This window comes from Avibacterium volantium, from assembly GCF_900635775.1.
GTDB classification, from domain to species: Bacteria; Pseudomonadota; Gammaproteobacteria; order Enterobacterales; family Pasteurellaceae; genus Avibacterium; species Avibacterium volantium.
Map to the genome: position 1 here is coordinate 1288029 of NZ_LR134167.1, position 19429 is coordinate 1307457.

Here is a 19429-nt window from a genome sequence, read left to right on the forward strand (position 1 = left end):
AAAGTTGGTTTTCAGCGCAAAATAGCGTATGATCGCAAGCTTGCATCGAAAGTCATTGCAAAAGCAATTCGATAACCTATAAAGCACGGTGCGAAAAATACATTGTAGGTATAACAAAGTGCGGTGCTTTTTTACTTTATTTTTATTTTAATCAACAAGTTACCTCTCGTATGGGTAACCACTGTATAAGGATTTAATATGCCAATTATTACTTTACCCGATGGCTCACAGCGCCAATTTGATAAACCCGTTACTGTGCTTGAAGTGGCACAGGATATTGGTGCAGGTTTAGCCAAGGCGACCATCGCTGGGCGTGTGAACGGTGAACGCCGTGATGCGTGCGATCTGATTGATCAAGATGCCAATTTAGAAATCATCACCGCAAAAGATGAAGACGGATTAGAAATTATTCGCCACTCTTGCGCGCATTTATTAGGACACGCGATTAAACAGCTTTTCCCTGATGTGAAAATGGCGATCGGGCCAACCATTGAAAACGGTTTCTATTATGACGTGGATTTAGACCGCTCTTTAACGCAAGAAGATCTTGATGCCATTGAAAAAAGAATGCACGAGCTGGCAAAAACCAACTATGACGTGGTGAAAAAACGAGTAAGTTGGCAAGAAGCAAGAGATACGTTTGAACAGCGCGGTGAGCCGTATAAAATGGCAATTTTAGATGAAAACATCGAAAAAACCGCAACGCCAGCGCTTTATCATCACCAAGAATATATTGATATGTGTCGTGGGCCGCACGTGCCAAATATGCGTTTTTGTCATAACTTTAAATTACAAAAAGTGGCGGGTGCATACTGGCGTGGCGACAGCAAAAACAAGATGTTACAGCGTATTTACGGCACAGCGTGGGCGGATAAAAAACAATTGGCGGCCTATTTGCAACGTTTAGAAGAAGCGGCAAAACGCGATCACCGTAAAATTGGTAAAGCCCTTGATCTTTATCATATGCAAGAAGAAGCACCAGGGATGGTGTTCTGGCACAATGACGGTTGGACGATTTTCCGTGAGCTTGAAACCTTCGTGCGTACCAAATTAAAAGAGTACGATTATCAAGAAGTAAAAGGCCCATTTATGATGGATCGTGTGTTATGGGAAAAAACAGGCCACTGGCAAAACTACGGTGATTTAATGTTTACGACTTCATCAGAAAACCGTGAATATGCTATTAAGCCAATGAACTGCCCTGGACACGTGCAAATTTTTAACCAAGGCTTGAAATCTTATCGCGATCTGCCAATTCGTATGGCGGAATTTGGTTCGTGCCACCGTAATGAGCCATCAGGTTCATTGCACGGTTTAATGCGTGTACGCGGTTTTACTCAAGATGATGCGCATATTTTCTGTACCGAAGATCAAATTGAAAGCGAAGTAACTAGTTGTATCCGTATGGTTTACGATATTTACAGCACCTTTGGTTTCAACAATATTCAAGTAAAACTTTCTACTCGTCCAGAAAAACGCATCGGTTCTGATGAAATGTGGGACAGAGCAGAGCAAGGCTTAGCCAACGCCTTAAAACACAATGGCTTAGAATACGAAATTCAAGAGGGCGAAGGGGCATTCTATGGGCCGAAAATTGAATTTGCCTTGCGTGATAGCCTTGATCGTGAATGGCAATGTGGCACAATCCAGCTTGATTTCGCCTTACCGGGTCGTTTAAATGCCTCTTATGTGGCAGAAGACAATGATCGCAAAACGCCAGTGATGATCCACCGTGCGATTTTAGGTTCATTAGAGCGTTTTATCGGTATTATTACCGAAGATTACGCTGGCTTCTTCCCACCTTGGCTTGCACCAACCCAAGCGGTGGTGATGAACATTACCGACAGCCAAGCGGATTATGTGAAAGACGTGGTGAAAGCTCTTTCTGACGCAGGCTTGCGTGCCAAAGCGGATTTACGCAATGAAAAAATCGGCTTTAAAATCCGTGAACACACCTTAAAACGCGTACCTTATATGTTAGTTTGTGGCGATAAAGAAATTGCCGAGGGCAAAATCGCCGTGCGTACTCGTAAAGGCGCTGATTTAGGCACGTTCACCGTGGCAGAATTCACTGAAATTCTGAAAAACCAAGTGAAAAACCGCGAGTTAAAATTGCTAGGTGAGCTTGGACAAGATTAATTCACAAAAAAATAAGAAAGCGAGCTAAATGCTCGCTTTTATTTTGTAATAAGAAAACTACCGAAAAATCACCGCACTTTTAAGCGTTTTGGCGTTTTTAATCAGTGCGGTGATTTTTTCCCGATTTTATTTCTCTTGATATTTTTGACGATAATGCTCACCCCACACCGCCATTGCTGTCAGCACGCTTTTTAGGCTTTTGCCGTCTTCTGTCAGTGTATATTCCACTCTTGGTGGCACTTCTGCATAGACTTTCCGCGTTAATAATCCTTGCGTTTCCATTGCTCTTAAATTCGCTGTTAGCACTTTTTGCGAAATGCCATTTAAGGTTTTTTTCAATTCCCCAAAACGCTTTGTGCCAGATAATAGTTCACGAATAATTAACACACGCCAGCGTTCACTCATCATCATTAAGGTAATTTCTACTTCACAATCAGGTAATTTTTTCTCTTTTTCTTTCATAATTTTTCCTTATTTTTCAATATGAGTTTCTTTAAGGTAACTACCGCACTTTTTGGTGCTTACTTTCTTTTTGTTTGCTAGGGGGATATTATCACGCTCAACAAAAACGAGATACAACAATTTTTATCATTAAACAGGAGAAAAAAATGAAAGTCGCAGTAATTGGTGCAAATGGAAAAGCAGGGCGTTTGATCGTAGCTGAAGCAGTAGCGCGTGGTTTAGAGGTTACCGCAGTGGTACGCGGTGAAAATCACAGCACGGCACAACAAGTGCTTAAAAAAGATTTGTTTGATTTAACCAAAGCAGATCTTGCAGGCTTTAATGTGGTAATTGATGCTTTTGCTGCGTGGACGCCAGAAACTTTACCACAACATAGCACATCGCTTGCCCATTTATGTGATATTTTGGCGGGAACAAAGGTGCGTTTGCTTGTTGTAGGCGGAGTGATCTGCCCCCAAAAAGTTAGACTATATTCTAATTTAATTCAAGGACTGAGTTCTGTATTCCACAGGGCTTAGTCCTTTGAGCTTCACTTGAATACGCTCATTGTTGTAGTAATGAATGTACTCGTGAATCACTTTTTCAAGCTGTTCAAAGGTTTCAAACCGCTTGCCAAAGTAACATTCCGTCTTCAATCGCCCGAAAAAGCTTTCCATCGCACCATTATCAAGGCAATTGCCTTTTCTCGACATACTTTGCTTAATACCGTATTTTTTCAATATCTCCCGATAACTCATCATTTGATACTGCCATCCTTGGTCGGAATGCAGTATCGGTTTTTCCCCCGCTAATCGGTTCACCGCCTGGGTCAACATTCTGGTTATCTGCTCAAAATTCGGACTTCTCGCCACATTATAAGCAATAATTTCGTTATTAAACAAGTCTTTAATCGGCGATAAATACACTTTGCCTTCCGCACATTTGAACTCGGTGATATCCGTTACCCACTTCTCATTCGGCATCGTTGCCGTAAAATCCCGTTGCAACAGATTATCGGCAATTTGTCCCACTTTGCCTTGGTAAGAACGATATTTTTTCTGCTTACTTTTTCCTTTTAACCCCAAACGTTGCATTATCGCTTGCACCCTTTTGTGGTTGATAATCAAGTATTTCCTTAATTCCAAGGTAATTCGACGATAACCATAATTTTCGTCATTTTTGCGATAAATTTCCTCTATTTTCTGTGAAATCGCTACATTTTTATCCGACTTTGGCTTGAGATGATAAAAGAACGAACTGCGTGCCAATCCGATTAGCCTGAGTAACAATTCCAACGGGAAACGCGAGCGTAAGGCATTTACGATGACGGCTTTTTCTGCATTTTTTGTTGGTTGAGTTCCTGCAACTTTTTTAGCATTGTATTCTCCGCTTCTAATTCCAAAATTCGGTAACGCAAGCGTTCTTCTTCTGTTTTGGGCGTTGGTGGCATTTTAGGTGAGTTGAGTTTCATACTTGGACGACCTTTAGGTTTGAGTAATAACCCATCTATACCTTGTTTTTCAAAGCGTTGCAACCATTGACTAATTATCCCTGAACTGGGGATATCAAAGCGAAAGCAGGCGGCTTCAGCGGAGCACTGGCCTTTTTTGATAGCTTGAATAACCTTTAATTTAAACTCAACAGAATAATATCGTTTTTTACCTAACACAGCTAATCCATTGATTCCATTATGATTAAATTTCGCAATCCAACGTGCTAACGTGCTTTGGGGAAGCTGAAAATACTGGCGAGTAAGCGAACGGTTTTTTCCATTTTGATGATAAAAGTCGAGCACTTGTTGTTTGAAACGTTGAGTATATTTAGTCATAAAAAATCTGCACCTTAATCAATTGGTTGTTTAGTCCAACTTTTGGGGTGCAGATCAGAGCAGGTAGCCTTTATACTGATGCTAGCCTAGCCGTACAACTTGTTGATACGCCAGATTTCCCAGCAGAATATAAACCTTTAGCTCAAGCAATGGCACAGGCATTGGCAGAATTGCGTAAGCGTGATGATGTGCAATGGACTTATCTTAGCCCTGCAGCGGTGTTCGATCCTGAAGGGGCAAAAACAGGCGCATACCGATTGGCTGGAGAAGTGTTCAGTGTAAATGAAAAAGGCGAAAGCTATGTGAGCTATGCCGATTATGCCATTGCGATGATTGATGAAGCATTGAATGGCAAACACATTCGCGAACGCATTTCGGTGTTATCGTAAGTTTCTGAAAACGTAGAGCCCTTAAAAAAACAAAGTGCGGTAGAAAATTTTGGAATTTTTCACCGCACTTATTTTTTACAATTTTTGTATAAACTGAGCCTAAAAAATCCCCACATATCAGTGAGGATTTTTATTTGATATATGGATTATTTCTGTCTTGCAAAAACCATTTTCACCATTTGCCAGAAGAAAGCAAGGGCGCCTAAGCCGAAAATCACATCGCCTAGGATACGCACCCAGCGTAGGGTAACGAAAAGATCTTGCTGCATAAATTCTTCACCGCGTGCATACCATAAACCGTGTACCATATTGGCGTGGGCTTGGATTACGCCAATTGGTAAAAGGCTTGAAATAATCATCACGACTAAGCCGATATTTAAACTCCAGAAACCAAATTTCATCAGTTTGTCGTCAAATTGAATGCTTGGACGTAAGTAACGCACGATGAGAAACACAAAGCCAAGAGCAAGGAAGCCATAAACCCCAAATAACGCAGCGTGTGCGTGTACTGCCGTTGTGTTTAGCCCTTGGACATAGTAAAGCGAGATAGGTGGATTGATTAAGAAACCAAATACGCCAGCACCTAACATATTCCAAAACGCCACGGCGACAAAGCAGTAAATTGGCCATTTTAAGCGTTCCATCCAAGGTGCTTTTTGTTGCATTGACCAATGCTCCCAAGCTTCATACCCGAGTAACACGAGTGGTACAACTTCTAACGCAGAGAACGATGCACCAACAGCGATAATCGGCGTGGTTGCTCCTGCAAAATACAGATGGTGGAATGTGCCAGGAATACCGCCAATTAAGAAGATTGATGCTGACGCAATAGTGGAAACGGTTGCAGTACGGCGTGAAACCAAGCCTAAGCTCACAAAAATAAAGGAAAGTGCCGCCACGGAGAATACTTCAAAGAAACCTTCAACCCAAAGGTGTACCACCCACCAACGCCAATATTCCATCACAGATAAATGAGTGTGTTCGCCATAGAATAAGGCCGGGCCATAGAATAAACCAATGGCGATAACAGAAGCAAAGAACAAGGCAAGTAGGTTTTTATCACCAGGTTGTTTGAAGGCATTGATAGTGCCGCGTAGCATTAGGACTAGCCAGAATAAAATACCTGCATATTTTACTGCCTGCCAGAAGCGTCCGAGATCGATAAATTCATAGCCTTGATGACCGAACATAAAGCTCAGTTCTTTTGGAATTTGGTGCGCAATCGCCAAATAGCTACCAGTAAATGATCCCACAACTAAGACAACTAACGCCCAAAATAGAATATCGACACCGAGTTTTTGATATTTTGGATCTTTGCCACCATTGATAATCGGCGCAAGGAATAAGCCACCAGCTAAGAATGCCATTGCGATCCAGAATAATGCACTTTGAACGTGCCAAGTGCGAATTAAGGAATAAGGTAAATATTCAGAAAGTGGAATACCGTAGAAATCTTGTCCTTCTACCGTGTAATGGGCCACGATTGTACCAAAGGTAACTTGTGCAATGAATAATGCGACCACGGTGAATAGATATTTACCCAAGGCTTTTTGTGAAGGGGTAAGCTGAATTTTAGTGAGCGGATCAACCACATCTGGTGTTGGATCTTTTTCATCTTCTTTTTTCTTGAATGCCCACACCCAAACCATCATTCCAATCCCTAGGATCAAGAAAACGATACTGGCAATCGACCACATAATATTTTCTGCCGTTGGTACATTATTAATGAGTGGTTCGTGCGGCCAGTTATTGGTGTAAGTGGCATCTGTATTTGGACGATTAGCCGAAGCAGTCCAAGCTGTCCAGAAGAAAAACTTGGTTAAATCTTGACGATCCGATAATGCCGGCAGAGTGTTATCTTTCATCGCAAAATGATCGCGAGTGAGTTTAAATTGCGGATCATCACCGTATAAGGAAATATAATATTGTGCTGTTTTTTCAATAGCTTGTTGACGAGTATCAGATAATTGCACCGCACCATTTTCAACTTTGCTACCACGATATTCGCGGGTTAAGCGAGATTGTAACACAGCCTTTTGATCATCATCTAAAGCATCAAAATTTTTACCAAATTCTTTTTGTGCGGTAATGTCTAACCAATTGGTGAGTTCTCGGTGTAACCAGTCTGCCGTCCAATCGGGGGCTTGGTAAGCGCCGTGTCCCCAAATTGAACCAAGTTGCATTCCCCCCGTTGTTTGCCACGCCGTTTGGCCTTGCAAAATATCTTGTTTAGTTATCAAGGTTTCGCCATTGGCATTGACATATTTTTCTGGAATGGGTGGTGCTTCACGATAAATATCCACTCCAAAATAACCGAGAATAGAAAATGCACCGATAAGCACCACAATTAGGGTGTACCAGAGCTTTTTGTATTGCCCCATAATAGATCTCCATAGTTTAAGTAAATAGAGCATTTGCAGCTCAGAAAAAATGCTGTCGAATGATATCCATATGACAGTACGAATTAATACCTTACTAATTTTATCAAGTATTTTTTACTATGCAGAGTAAAATGGCATTTCTTTGTCTTAGATCAAATTTTGTCAGAAGTTTCTTCCTTTTTAAGAAGTAAGAATAACGGGAAATAAGGTGCGGTTAAAAATCCTAATAAATTTCAAAAATATTTATCGCTTGTTATAAGGAGATAATGCTAAAATCGCCAGCGTAGCAATAGCAAAGACTATTGTTTGATTTATTATTTACAAAGGAAATTTTTATGAGTAATTTAACTATTACCTTTACAACTACGCGTATTTTTGCTCACGATTTAGTGTCAGAGTTGCTAAATATCGGTGCGTTGTCTGCTGAAGAAACTAAGCAAAAAGGCGAAGATGTGGCAGAAGTAGTTGCCGTTTTCGGCGAAAACGTAGAAGCCCCTGATGTGATTGCGGCTTTAGCTGAATCAGGCATCACCAACATTCCTTATGTGGTGAGCTAAGAATAAAACCTGCTTGTGAGAATAAGCAGGTTTTTTATGCTCACTATAAATATTTGGGGCTGTCCTAGATAACTAGACTAAACTCCCTTTAACTAGTTGTTTTAAAATGGGAATTTGAGTTTTTATGTCACTGTAATTAAAACGCCATTCGCATTCCTTTAAATAAAGCTCAAAATGGGTTTTAGGAATGCCATTAAATTTGCGTAAATGGCGTTTTGCTTGGCTCCAAAAATTCTCAATTCCATTAATGTGGTTATGATTTTCAGCAAAATGTGTGCTGTGGTTGATATGGCTAAATTCACTCACATCAAGCAAATCATAACTACGATAAGTATCGGTATAAACAATACTATCAGGCTTTACTTGCTCGCGAATGATTGGCAACAATGTTGCAGATTGGGTATTTGGCACCGCGACGGTGTAAACCCTACCATTGCGTTTTAAAAGCCCATTCGAGATAAAGGCTTTAGGGTAAATTTCTTCTGATTTGAAAGAACGTAAATCCACCCCAGTATCAACGTGAATCGCTCTTGCAAGTTTAACAAAATCACTTGTTGCCGTGCGATAGGTGTCTTGCCAATTGACTTCTATTGGCGAGTTTTCGGCTAAATTTTTTAATTTTTCCACTGCACTTTGGCGATCAAGGGAAAAGAGCAAAGGGCTATGTAAGGCAAGGGCAACGGCCATTGCAATCGGTGTAAATCTGATATTCATAATAGGATAAAAAGGTGAGATAAATTTTGCTAATTCTATATTTTTGAAAAGCAGTTTTAATAAAAATAATAATGCTTTTTAGGTGTAATGCTTGTGATATGGATAAAAAAGCCGATCTGACGATCGGCTTAAGTGAAATTTTCTGTTAAATTAATCTATTAACCAATTACTTGTGGTAAATAACCTGCTTGGATTAAGAACGGTACATTCATAATTAATAAACCTAATAACAGCGCAAGAATTAAGCCTAAACCACCGCCCATTACGCGATATGGTAAATCTGGATAACGTTTTCTTGCGCGCCACGCCAAGCCCACAGGCAATACTAAGCCGTAGAAGGTGAACATTTGTCCTGCATAGCCAAGGGCGGCGATAAAGCCGTCTGGGTAGAATAGCGCAAATGCCAACGGTGGAATAAAGGTTAATAAACCTAGCTGAATACGGTGCGCTTTAATGTTTACACGTTTTAATAAATCGTCTAAGCAGTCAAACAGCGATAATGCCACACCAAGGAATGAGGTTACCAATGCGAGGGTCGAGAATGTTCTCACCGCACCACTGATTAATGAGCTACCTGTGGCTTGGAATGTCGCATTGATTAAGCCGTTCAAGGTTGGATCATTATTTACAATTCGCACGAATTCCGATTGCGGGAACACGCCGTGGGTTGCCATTTGCCATAAAATATAGGCCACTAATGGAATCGCCGTACCGCCGATAATAGCAATGCGTAAACGTTTAATATCGCCATCTAAGTATTTGTTAATACTAGGAATAATAACGTGGAAGCCAAATGACGTGAAGAACACAGGGCTTGCCGATACAATCAAGAAATCTTTCAATGGCATTGCAAGCAAGTTATCGCTTGTTACCAATGGCAACATCATTGCCAACACCAACACAAACGCCACCAGTTTAATCACGAATAATAAACGGGTGAGTGCGTCCACCGCACCAGTGCTGATGACGATAAATACGCCTAGCACTACAGTGAATAGCACGATAGAAATTGATGTGGCATTATCCCCTAAAAATGGCAATAATCCCGCTAATAACGAACCGCCACCTGTTACATAGGCGGAAAGAATGGCGTACATAAAAATCACTAGCGAAAGGGTCGCTAACACACGCCCTGTAATACCGAAGTATTGTTCAGCGAGTGTCGCAATTCCTGCGTCTTTGCGTTCTGCTTTTTGATACACTTCAACAAAGAGTAACGCACTGTAAGAAAGCAAAATCCACAGGATAAAGAGTAACGCAAGGGTATAGCCAAAGCCCATTTCTGCCGAAGTGAGCGGCATCGCCAACATCCCCGCCCCAATTGTCGTCCCCGCAACAAGCAAGGCACTTCCAAATGTCTTGTTTTTCATAATATTTTCCTAGTTAAACTAAAAGTGCGGTAGATTTTACCGCACTTTTTAGAAAATGTAATCATTTTTTTACAGGGTGTTTTTATTTCTTTACAAATTGGGATTGATGGTTGTTTTTTGCGTTAAATGACTTTTTTCTTTGGGATTGATAACGGATTTCGCTCGTTGAGCGACCTACTTTCTTTTGCTTGCTCAAAAGAAAGTAGGCAAAGAAAAAAGCCCCCGACTAAATTGCTTATCTTCATTTTTAGCAAATTTTCTTCACGAAAAGTAAGCCCATACTCGCTACGCTGCGTTCAGGCGTTACTTTTCTAAAAATTTGTTAAAAATGAAGGCAATTTACACGGGAGATGATAATACGCTTTCAATAGGTTGCACCTACCAATCCCCCTCTTTAGCAAAGAGGGGGTAGGGGAGATTTGTTCTGGAAGACATTTCACCACCTACGAGCCGTAGGTGGTTAGATAACACAGCCACACCGTGGCTGGGGCGAGAAAATTTTCTTTGTACTTTCTAACTTCTAATAAATTCAAAGAATTTCCACCGCACTTTAAATTTGCCCTAACTGAATTTCCCCGTCCAAACCGCCCGAATGGAGATAAAATTTTTAGAAAAATCACGCCGAGCGAGAGCGTAGCGAACATCAGGCTGATTTTTCGTTAAGAAAATTTTATTGGAATGAGGAAAAAGCGGTTTGATCGGGGTTCCCTTTTCTTTGCTTCCTTTTGGGAACGCAAAAGAAAGGAAGTCGCCAACGGCGAAACCCGTTATCAATCCCAAAGAAAAAAGCGATTTAGCACAAACAAGGCTTGCCACGCTTAACAAATGAACTTCATTCTTATCCACAAAGAAAATCTCTCCAACCCCAAGAATAAAATATCTCAACCTTAATTTTTTATGATAAAATCCGCCCCTATTTCCATAACATCAAACATAGGACAGATTATGAAAGTATTAGAAGGCGCGATTGCAGCACCAAATGCCAAAGTTGCGGTGGTGATTGCTCGTTTTAACAGCTTTATTAATGAAAGTTTATTAGAAGGTGCGTTAGATGCCTTAAAACGTGTTGGACAAGTAAAAGATGAAAACATCACCTTAGTGCGCGCACCGGGGGCTTATGAGTTGCCATTAGTGGCTCGCCGTTTAGCGGAGAGCAAAAAATATGATGCGATTGTGGCATTAGGCACGGTGATCCGCGGTGGTACAGCGCATTTTGAATATGTAGCAGGCGAAGCGAGCAGCGGTTTAGGCCAAGTGGCGATGCAAGCGGAAATTCCAGTAGCGTTTGGCGTGCTAACCACTGAAAATATTGAACAAGCCATTGAACGTGCAGGCACAAAAGCGGGCAATAAAGGCGCAGAAGCGGCATTAGTGGCTTTAGAAATGATCAACTTATTAGCACAAATTGATAACGCATAATGGCTGAATTTGCAATGAACGATAAAGTAAAGAAACCAAGCCAGCGCCGCCGTGCCAGAGAATGTGCGGTGCAAGCCCTTTATTCTTGGTATGTGTCGCAAAATCCTATTGAAGAAGTGGAATTAGCGTTTATTACCGAGCAGGATATGCAAGGCGTGGATATGCCTTATTTCCGCAAATTATTGCGTCAAACCGCAGAAAATATTGAAGCGGTTGAAGCGGCAATGACCCCTTATTTGGATCGTAGCCTTGAGGAATTAGATCCCATCGAGCGTGCGATTTTGCGTTTAGCAGTGTATGAACTGAAATTCGAGCTAGACGTGCCTTATAAAGTGGCAATCAATGAAGCCATTGAAGTGGCAAAAGTATTCGGGGCAGATGACAGCCACCGTTATGTGAATGGTGTATTGGATAAAGTTGCACCTGCATTATCGCGTAAATAATCATTTCAGGGAAGGAAGCCAATGAATGAAGGCGAATTTGATCTAATTAAACGATATTTTAATGCGTCTAAGCGCCCTTCCCGTAAAGATGTGATTGTTGCCATTGGTGATGATTGTGCGATTACCGAACATCGGCAAAATCAACGCATTGCCATTACAACGGACACTATGGTGGAAAATACCCATTTTCTGCCATCTATTTCTCCCGCCGATCTGGCTTATAAAGCCGCTGCGACCAATTTAAGCGATCTGGCTGCAATGGGCGCAGAACCTGCGTGGTTTTCCCTTGCGTTAACCTTACCCCATATTGATCACCAATGGCTGCAAGCGTTTAGCCAAAGTTTTTTTGACGTGTTGGATCACTATAATGTGGATCTGATTGGCGGCGATACGACCAAAGGCGCGTTGCACGTTATTAGCATCACTGCACAGGGCATTATCCCCAAAGGCAAAGCGTTATGTCGCCACAGTGCTAATGTGGGGGATTGGGTTTATGTGTCTGGCACCCTAGGCGATAGCGCAGGGGGCTTGGCTTTATTGCTGAATTCCGTAAAGGAAATACCTATGAAAGCGCAAAGTGCGGTGCAAAATGGGACAGATTTTGAGCGCGATTATTTAATTCAACGCCACCTTCGCCCGACACCCAGAGTGTTGCTTGGCTTGGAATTAGCAGTATCCGCCCTTGCTAGTTCTGCCATTGATATTTCAGACGGTTTGATTGCCGATCTGGGGCATATTTTAGAACGTAGCCAATGTAGTGCGGTGATAAATTTAGATAAATTGCCGTTGTCCAATGCCTTGATTAACACCTTCGGGCGCGCCCAAGCAGAGCAGTTTGCCTTAACTGGCGGTGAAGATTATGAGCTATGTTTTACCGTGCCAGATCGTCAGCGTGAAAAACTAGATCAGCATTTAAAACACATTGGTGTGAATTATACCTGTATCGGCCAGCTCCGCGCGTTACGCCCAAATGGCAAAAAACGCCTTGTTTTTCAACGTAATGGGCAAGAGGTGGACGTCGCGCATACCGGCGGTTTCGATCATTTTAAATAGAAAAATTATGCAAAATACAGTCCAACAAGATCCCCGTAACCGACTTTCTTTAACCAATCCCGTGCATTTACTGGCAGTTGGGTTTGGCTCAGGTTTGCTTCGCCCCGCCCCTGGCACTTGGGGAAGTTTAGCCGCCACGCTAATTGGCGCGGCGCTCTTGCAAATAATGCCATTAAAAATTTTCCTTTTTTTCACCGCACTTTGTTTTGTGGCTGGTTGCTTTATTTGCCAGAAAACCGCTGATGATATGGGAGTTCACGATCACGGTGCGATTGTGTGGGACGAATTTGTTGGTATTTTTATTGTGCTTGGTTTTTTACCTGAAGTTAATTGGCTGTTATGTATCACAGGTTTTGTTGTATTTCGCTTTTTTGACATCCTAAAACCTTACCCTATTCGCTATTTTGATCGTAAGTTGAAAAGTGGATTTGGGATTATGATTGATGATGTCCTTGCAGCAATTTATAGTATTATCACGATTTATCTATTGTTTTATATTTTATTAGAGATCTTTCTATAATGTTGACCGTATTATTAGTTAATCTTGCAGGTTTGCTCAGCCCCGGCCCTGATTTTTTTTATGTGAGTCGTAAGGCAGCGAGTGAAACCCATCGTAATGCTATTGCAGGGGCTTTAGGTATTGGACTTGGGATTTTATTTTGGTCTGCTGTGGTGATTTTTGGTTTAGCATTGATTAATCAAACAAATCACTTTACTCAATATCTCATTATGTGCTTAGGAGGAAGTTATTTGAGTTATTGTGGCATTAAAATGTTACAAGTAACCCAAAATGCACATTTAGCCGATGCCAATCGGCAAAAGCAAAAACAAACCGCCTTTTTTACTGAAGTAATGAAAGGATTATTCATTAATCTTAGTAATGCTAAAGTGATTGTCTTTTTTAGCAGTGTTGTATCAGGTTTTATGGCAAACATTTCTAATACAGCAGAAATGTGGTTGATTATTTTCCTATTAGGATTAGAAAGCTTTTTATATTTTGTACTGATTGCGTTTTTCTTTTCTCGTCAAATCGTGCGAGATTTTTACAATCGGTATAATCGTTATATTGACAATTTTGCCGGTTTAGTTTTCCTATTTTTCGGTGGCGAACTGATTTATTCAGGCTTAACCACCATTATTGAACTCACCTCGTAACAGGAGTAGAAAATGACATTAAAAATTGCCGTGGTAGGTGCAGGTGGCCGTATGGGACGCCAATTAATTCAAGCCGTACATAGCGCAGAAGGCGTGGAATTAGGCGCAGCTTTTGAACGCGAAGGCTCATCATTAGTAGGCGCAGATGCAGGTGAATTAGCAGGCGTTGGACAACTTGGCGTGAAAGTTTCTGATGATTTAAACGCAGAAAAAGATCATTTCGATTTAATCATTGATTTCACCCGCCCTGAAGGCACGCTATCTCATCTTGCATTTTGTGTTCAACACAACAAAAATATCGTTATCGGTACAACCGGTTTTGATGATGCAGGCAAAGCCGCAATCCATTCTGCCGCAGAAAAAATTGCCATTGTATTTGCTTCTAATTACAGTGTTGGCGTCAATTTAGTGTTTAAATTGCTCGAAAAAGTCGCCAAAGTAATGGGCGACTATTGCGATATTGAAATTATTGAGGCCCACCATCGCCATAAAGTCGATGCCCCTTCTGGCACAGCATTATCAATGGGCGAGCATATTGCTAAGGTGCTAGGACGTGATCTTAAAACCCACGGCGTGTTCTGCCGCGATGGCATCACAGGCGAACGCAAACGCGATGAAATCGGCTTCGCCACCATTCGCGCTAGCGATGTAGTGGGTGAGCATAGCGTATGGTTTGCCGATATTGGCGAACGTGTGGAAATCTCTCACAAAGCCTCAAGCCGAATGACCTTCGCCAACGGCGCCGTGCGTGCCGCCAAATGGCTCGAGGGCAAAGAAAAAGGCCTGTTTGATATGACAGATGTGTTGAGTTTGAATGAGCTTTAAGGTTTGTTGAATTAAAAGTGCGGTGGGAATTTTGGGATTTTTTAAAATTCCGTGGAAAATGACCGCACTTTGTTTTTTGCTTTTTTCTTTGGGATAAATAACGTGTTTCGCTCGTTGAGCGACCTACTTTCTTTTGCTTGCTCAAAAGAAAGTAGGCAAAGAAAAAAGCCCCTGACTAAATTGCTTATCTTCATTTTTAACAAATTTTCTTAACGAAAAGTAAGCCCATACTCGCTACGCTGCGTTCAGGCGTTACTTTTCTAAAAATTTGTTAAAAATGAAGGCAATTTACACGGGAGATTAATCCTTTCTCTCTTCTACATTTTGTTTGAAAATTAGAGCAAAGTAGGAGAAAAGATTTATTTTCCTATTTTGCAAAATAAAAAATGCGGTCATTTTTCATAAAATTTTAAAACTTCAAAAATTCCCACCGCACTTTAAAATTTGCCTTAACCGTATTCCCCGTCCAAACCGCCCGAGTGGAGATAAAATTTTTAGAAAAATCACGCCGAGCGAGAGCGAAGCGAACATCAGGCTGATTTTTCGTAAAGAAAATTTTATTGGAATGAGGAAAAAGCGGTTTGATCGGGGTTCCCTTTTCTTTGCTTCCTTTCTTTTGGGTAAGCAAAAGAAAGGAAGTCGCCAACGGCGAAACCCGTTATCAATCTCAAAGAAAAATAATTTAACGCAGAAAAAGAAAATTTCACTCAAATACGATTATTTCAATATCCCACTTTAAAAAATGAAAATCACCCTATTAAAACAAAACATCACCCTTGAACACCACAACGAAATGCCGTTACTTCAAAAATTAGAAATTAACGGCATTTATCCTGAATATCAGTGCCGTTCGGGTTATTGCGGTGCTTGTCGCACAAAAATAAAAAAGGGAAAAGTCCGCTATAATGAACCACCACTTGCTTTTGTAAATGAAAACGAAGTGCTACTTTGCTGCTGCCAAGTGGAAAGTGATTTGGAGTTGGAGTTATGAGGTAGATAGTTTTTACAAACTTAAAGCGCAATCTAAAAAACAAAGAAAAAAATAACCGCACTTTTAGTTATCTAAAAGTGCGGTCAAAATTCTCCTTAAATTTATTACAGATCAAAATCCCCAAAATCGCTGGTATCAACTTTTGAATCAATTTGACCTACAAGATAGGAACTCACTTCCACTTCTTGTGGGGCGACTTGTACATTGTCCGACACCAACCACGCGTTGATCCAAGGGATTGGGTTCGAACGCGCTTCAAATGGCAATGGTAAGCCGACTGCTTGCATACGGATATTGGTGATGTATTCCACATATTGCACTAAAATATCTTTATTTAGGCCGATCATTGAACCATCTTTAAATAAATAATCAGCCCATTCTTTCTCTTGTTCCGCGGCAGCTAGGAAAAGTTCATAGGCTTCTTGCTTACATTCTTCGGCAATTTCAGCCATTTCAGGATCATCTTGCCCTGCGGCCATAATGTTTAGAATGTGTTGAGTGCCAGTTAAATGTAAGGCTTCATCACGGGCGATAAATTTGATGATTTTCGCGTTACCTTCCATCAGTTTGCGTTCAGCAAAGGCGAAAGAGCAGGCGAAAGACACATAGAAACGAATGGCTTCTAAGGCGTTTACGCTCATTAAGCAGAGGTAAAGTTGTTTTTTCAGATTGCGCAGGGTGACGACACATTCTTTGCCGTCCACGGTGTAAGTGCCTTCACCATAAAGGCTGTAAAGCTGGCTGTCGCGGATTAAATCATCATAATAGGCGGAGATGTCTTTCGCACGTTTGATGATTTCTTCGTTAGTTACAATATCATCAAAAACGATGGACGGATCATTGACGATATTACGAATAATATGCGTATATGAACGGCTGTGAATGGTTTCAGAGAACGTCCAAGTTTCGATCCACGTTTCCAGTTCAGGAATAGAAACCAATGGCAATAGCGCCACATTTGGGCTACGACCTTGAATAGAATCAAGCAGAGTTTGATACTTTAAGTTACTGATAAAAATATGTTTTTCGTGTTCAGGCAGTGCTGCATAGTCAATGCGATCTTGCGACACGTCCACTTCTTCTGGACGCCAGAAGAAAGAAAGTTGTTTTTCAATCAGTTTTTCAAAGGTTTCGTATTTTTGTTGATCGTAACGTGCCACGTTGACATTTTGCCCGAAGAACATTGGCTCTTTGAGTTGATCGTTTTTGGTTTGTGAGAAAGTGGTGTATGCCATAGAAATATCCTTACATCTTTTTAATTGAGAATGGCTCGTATTTTACACTAAAAATCTGATTCGTTTAATGGGTTTTATATATTCTTGAAATTAGCGAACAATAAAAACGGCGAGTTGTTTTAAAACTCACCGCTTTTCAAAGGGTTAGGAAATCATTAAGGACTATTTTTCGGCTTTTAAGATACCTGAAGATCCTTCAGAATAATCTCTTGGGGCATTTTCTTCAGAGCTGTTTTCGGTTTCTGTGGTAGTTTCTTCTGGTTTTTTTTGTTCGAGTTGGTTTTCAAATAATGATTTATTTTCTAATTGAGGTAATAGCTGAACAGAAGAGGTCGCTAAATGTTGATACAGTTTTTGATAATCCTGCGCGAGGGTTTTCAATAAATCTGCACTTTCAGAAAAATGTTTTTCCAAATGTTGTTTTTGTTGATCCAATTCGGATTTTACTTTTTGTAATTCAGCTTCCGTTTTCACTTGTTTTTTCACTGAATCCTTAGTAAAGCGTAATAATAAATAAGCGAGGACAAAACCTACTACTAAACCAATTAGGGCAGGTTGCCACATTTCGGGTGTCCAATTTTGCATAAAAAACTCCTTATGGTAAGAAAAGAACCTTTTGTATCATAACCTTAATTTCAATTTATTTCTTTGGCACAGATCACAAAAAAATACATTGGATAAATAAGGCGGCGGTTGCACGCCTTATTTTCTATTTTATCTTAAACTGCACTTTGCCAATAGTCTGCTTTGGCTTTTTGCAATTTATGATAGGCGTTGAGTAATTTTTGATGCGCGTGGAATTGTTGTAAATGCTCATCATCAGCCAATAAATCATAGAACGGATTGCCGCCTTGAATAGCATTCCAAGCAAATTCCACCGCACTTTTGCCATACATTTTCTCAAATACCGCACGATATTGAGCAGGATCGCGGTTTTCATCTAGGAATAATTCTAGGCTATTGACTAAACAGCGGTAATAATTCGCACGTTCTGGCGTGAACACTGATTGATTCATATTCAGCGTCCAGTTAGCCCAATCTAAGGCATTTTCTAAATCTTGTGTGGCAAGATAGAGCATTGCTTTGAGTTCACCAATACGCAAGGTTGTCCAGCCTGATTTTGGCGGTGGCACGATGCCAATAAACTCACGCACGCGGGTAGCATCATCAATGCCTTGTTCATCAAGCTCATCAAGTAATTCTTGATAAGTGTCTTTATCGTGGTGGAAATGGGGCAGATCAAGCAAGATCTCGCGCCAATCCATTCCCATATTGTTATTGGCGTAGATTAAATCGTCCGCTGGGTAAATATCCGACATTCCCGGCACAATAATGCGGCAAGCGTAAACGCCGAGATGCTGATAATCCATAATATACACTTCCTGATTGAGCGCTTGGAAAATCGCCATCAGATTTTGATATTCTTGCTCTGTTGTGCCAGAAAAATCCCAGTCCACAAAAGGATAATCGCTCTCTTGTTTAAATAAATCCCAAGAAATTAAACCGCTTGAATCAATAAAATGTGTTTCCAAATTGGCGTGTTCCGCCACATCATCATTATTGAAAGAGGGCGGCGTGAACACATCAAGATCTTTCAAGCTGCGGCCTTGTAATAATTCAGTTACCGTGCGTTCCAATGCCACGCCAAAATTAGGGTGCGCGCCGAAAGAGGCAAAGCAAGTGCCATTTTGTGGATTGAGCAGCACCACACAGATTACAGGATATTTCCCCCCTAAGGACGCATCGTAAGCGAGAATTGGAAAGCCTTCTTGCTCAAGGGTTGCAATGGCTTCTTGCACCGCAGGGTAGCGCTGCATTACATCTTGCGGAATGAGCGGCAAGCTAATGGCCTCTGCAATGATTTTGTTTTTCACATAACGCTCAAATACTTCTGAAAGCCCTTGCACACGTGCTTCAAACAAGCTGTTGCCTGCGGACATTCCATTGGAAACATAAAGATTAGCGATAATACTTTGTGGAATATACACCGTTTGGTTATCGGATTGACGTACATAAGGCATTGCCACAATGCCACGTTCTGCATTGCCCGATTGGAGATCGATCAATAAATCTGGCGTCAATTCGCCGTTGGGATCATAATAAGCCAATAAATGCTCATCTAAAATGCCCTCAGGCAGTTCGGTTTCATCTTCAATTTCAAACCATTTTTCATTGGGATAATGCACAAAAGGCGCATTGGCGAGATCTTGCCCTAGGTAATAATCGGCAAAGAAATAGTTGGTGGAAAGACGTTCAAAATATTCCCCTAAGGCAGAAGCCAGCGCGGCTTTTTTGCTCGCCCCTTTACCGTTAGTGAAGCATTGCGGGCAATCTTTATCACGAATATGCACAGACCAAACATTCGGCACGGGATTGAGCCACGAGGCTTCTTCAATATCGAAACCAAGTGCGGTCAATTTTTGCTGAAATTTTGCAATGCTATCTTCAAGAGCGGCATCTTTGCCGGGAATAAAGGTTTGTTCGGTCAT

General features: G+C 41.1%; 19 protein-coding genes and 1 pseudogene. 11 read left to right on the forward strand and 9 right to left on the reverse strand.

What is annotated here, in order from left to right:
• Window positions 1-198 precede the first annotated feature (198 nt).
• Window positions 199-2139: a threonine--tRNA ligase gene (thrS, locus tag ELZ61_RS06245; protein ID WP_126372219.1), complete on the forward strand. Its 1941-nt coding sequence runs from the start codon at window positions 199-201 to the stop codon at window positions 2137-2139.
• Window positions 2140-2265: 126 nt separating this feature from the next.
• Here the strand turns inward: thrS and ELZ61_RS06250 are convergent, their stop codons facing one another.
• Window positions 2266-2601 (reverse strand): winged helix-turn-helix transcriptional regulator, encoded by a 336-nt coding sequence (locus ELZ61_RS06250; protein WP_126372221.1) that lies wholly within the window; start codon window positions 2599-2601, stop codon window positions 2266-2268.
• A 146-nt stretch (window positions 2602-2747) separates the two neighbouring features.
• On the opposite strand from ELZ61_RS06250, the gene ELZ61_RS06255 reads away from it, so the two are divergent.
• Complete coding sequence (locus tag ELZ61_RS06255) at window positions 2748-3119, forward strand: NAD(P)H-binding protein (protein WP_126372223.1); 372 nt, start codon at window positions 2748-2750, stop codon at window positions 3117-3119.
• Here the strand turns inward: ELZ61_RS06255 and ELZ61_RS06260 are convergent.
• A protein-coding gene (locus ELZ61_RS06260) for an IS3 family transposase (RefSeq protein WP_126372225.1) occupies window positions 3081-4408 on the reverse strand; the annotation gives its coding sequence in 2 pieces (ribosomal slippage) (window positions 3081-3958 and window positions 3958-4408; 1329 coding nt in all). The two genes, ELZ61_RS06255 and ELZ61_RS06260, sit on opposite strands and share 39 nt — an antisense overlap.
• Before the next feature lie 26 nt (window positions 4409-4434).
• Between ELZ61_RS06260 and ELZ61_RS06265 the strand changes: the two genes are divergently transcribed.
• Window positions 4435-4797, forward strand: a complete 363-nt coding sequence (locus ELZ61_RS06265; protein WP_197717452.1) for an NAD(P)-dependent oxidoreductase — start codon at window positions 4435-4437, stop codon at window positions 4795-4797.
• 146 nt (window positions 4798-4943) lie between these two features.
• Here ELZ61_RS06265 and ELZ61_RS06270 read toward each other — a convergent pair whose 3' ends face one another.
• On the reverse strand, window positions 4944-7178 hold the full coding sequence (locus ELZ61_RS06270) for a nitric-oxide reductase large subunit (protein WP_126372227.1): 2235 nt from the start codon (window positions 7176-7178) through the stop codon (window positions 4944-4946).
• Window positions 7179-7513: 335 nt separating this feature from the next.
• Here ELZ61_RS06270 and ELZ61_RS06275 point away from each other — a divergent pair, with 335 nt between their 5' ends.
• Window positions 7514-7735, forward strand: a complete 222-nt coding sequence (locus ELZ61_RS06275; RefSeq protein WP_103855080.1) for a hypothetical protein — start codon at window positions 7514-7516, stop codon at window positions 7733-7735.
• A gap of 72 nt (window positions 7736-7807) precedes the next feature.
• Here ELZ61_RS06275 and ELZ61_RS06280 read toward each other — a convergent pair.
• The 3 genes and pseudogenes from ELZ61_RS06280 to ELZ61_RS06290 all read right to left on the reverse strand — a co-directional run.
• Window positions 7808-8185 (reverse strand): annotated as a pseudogene (locus ELZ61_RS06280) (IS1595 family transposase); the annotation flags it as partial.
• Window positions 8186-8607: 422 nt separating this feature from the next.
• Window positions 8608-9819, reverse strand: a complete 1212-nt coding sequence (locus tag ELZ61_RS06285; RefSeq protein ID WP_126372229.1) for an aromatic amino acid transport family protein — start codon at window positions 9817-9819, stop codon at window positions 8608-8610.
• 561 nt (window positions 9820-10380) lie between these two features.
• Window positions 10381-10665, reverse strand: a complete 285-nt coding sequence (locus tag ELZ61_RS06290) for a hypothetical protein (protein WP_126372231.1) — start codon at window positions 10663-10665, stop codon at window positions 10381-10383.
• Between the two features lie 99 nt (window positions 10666-10764).
• Here ELZ61_RS06290 and ribH point away from each other — a divergent pair, with 99 nt between their 5' ends.
• The 7 genes from ribH (at window position 10765) to yfaE (ending at window position 15705) form a co-directional block, all read left to right on the forward strand.
• Complete coding sequence (gene ribH, locus ELZ61_RS06295) at window positions 10765-11238, forward strand: 6,7-dimethyl-8-ribityllumazine synthase (protein WP_103852964.1); 474 nt, start codon at window positions 10765-10767, stop codon at window positions 11236-11238.
• 14 nt (window positions 11239-11252) lie between these two features.
• Window positions 11253-11681, forward strand: a complete 429-nt coding sequence (gene nusB / locus ELZ61_RS06300; protein WP_126373614.1) for a transcription antitermination factor NusB — start codon at window positions 11253-11255, stop codon at window positions 11679-11681.
• A 21-nt stretch (window positions 11682-11702) separates the two neighbouring features.
• Window positions 11703-12734, forward strand: coding sequence for a thiamine-phosphate kinase (thiL, locus tag ELZ61_RS06305; protein ID WP_126372233.1), 1032 nt, complete (start codon window positions 11703-11705; stop codon window positions 12732-12734).
• Between the two features lie 7 nt (window positions 12735-12741).
• Entirely contained in the window at window positions 12742-13254 is a 513-nt protein-coding gene (locus ELZ61_RS06310; protein WP_126372235.1) for a phosphatidylglycerophosphatase A family protein, read from the forward strand.
• Window positions 13254-13889, forward strand: a complete 636-nt coding sequence (locus ELZ61_RS06315) for a LysE family transporter (RefSeq protein WP_126372237.1) — start codon at window positions 13254-13256, stop codon at window positions 13887-13889. Before ELZ61_RS06310 ends, ELZ61_RS06315 begins: the two co-directional genes overlap by 1 nt.
• A gap of 12 nt (window positions 13890-13901) precedes the next feature.
• Window positions 13902-14714, forward strand: a complete 813-nt coding sequence (dapB, locus tag ELZ61_RS06320) for a 4-hydroxy-tetrahydrodipicolinate reductase (RefSeq protein ID WP_126372239.1) — start codon at window positions 13902-13904, stop codon at window positions 14712-14714.
• Between the two features lie 742 nt (window positions 14715-15456).
• Entirely contained in the window at window positions 15457-15705 is a 249-nt protein-coding gene (gene yfaE, locus ELZ61_RS06330; RefSeq protein WP_126372243.1) for a class I ribonucleotide reductase maintenance protein YfaE, read from the forward strand.
• Window positions 15706-15809: 104 nt separating this feature from the next.
• Here the strand turns inward: yfaE and nrdB are convergent, their stop codons facing one another.
• The 3 genes from nrdB to ycaO all read right to left on the reverse strand — a co-directional run bounded on the left by nrdB (window position 15810) and on the right by ycaO (window position 19429).
• Window positions 15810-16940 carry a class Ia ribonucleoside-diphosphate reductase subunit beta gene (nrdB, locus tag ELZ61_RS06335; RefSeq protein WP_103852957.1) on the reverse strand — a complete coding sequence of 377 codons (1131 nt, stop codon included), beginning with the start codon at window positions 16938-16940 and terminating at the stop codon, window positions 15810-15812.
• A gap of 162 nt (window positions 16941-17102) precedes the next feature.
• The gene (locus ELZ61_RS06340; protein ID WP_126372245.1) at window positions 17103-17525 is read right to left on the reverse strand and encodes a Z-ring associated ZapG family protein; all 423 of its coding nucleotides are present in this window, start codon (window positions 17523-17525) and stop codon (window positions 17103-17105) included.
• Between the two features lie 134 nt (window positions 17526-17659).
• Window positions 17660-19429, reverse strand: a complete 1770-nt coding sequence (gene ycaO / locus ELZ61_RS06345) for a 30S ribosomal protein S12 methylthiotransferase accessory factor YcaO (RefSeq protein ID WP_126372247.1) — start codon at window positions 19427-19429, stop codon at window positions 17660-17662.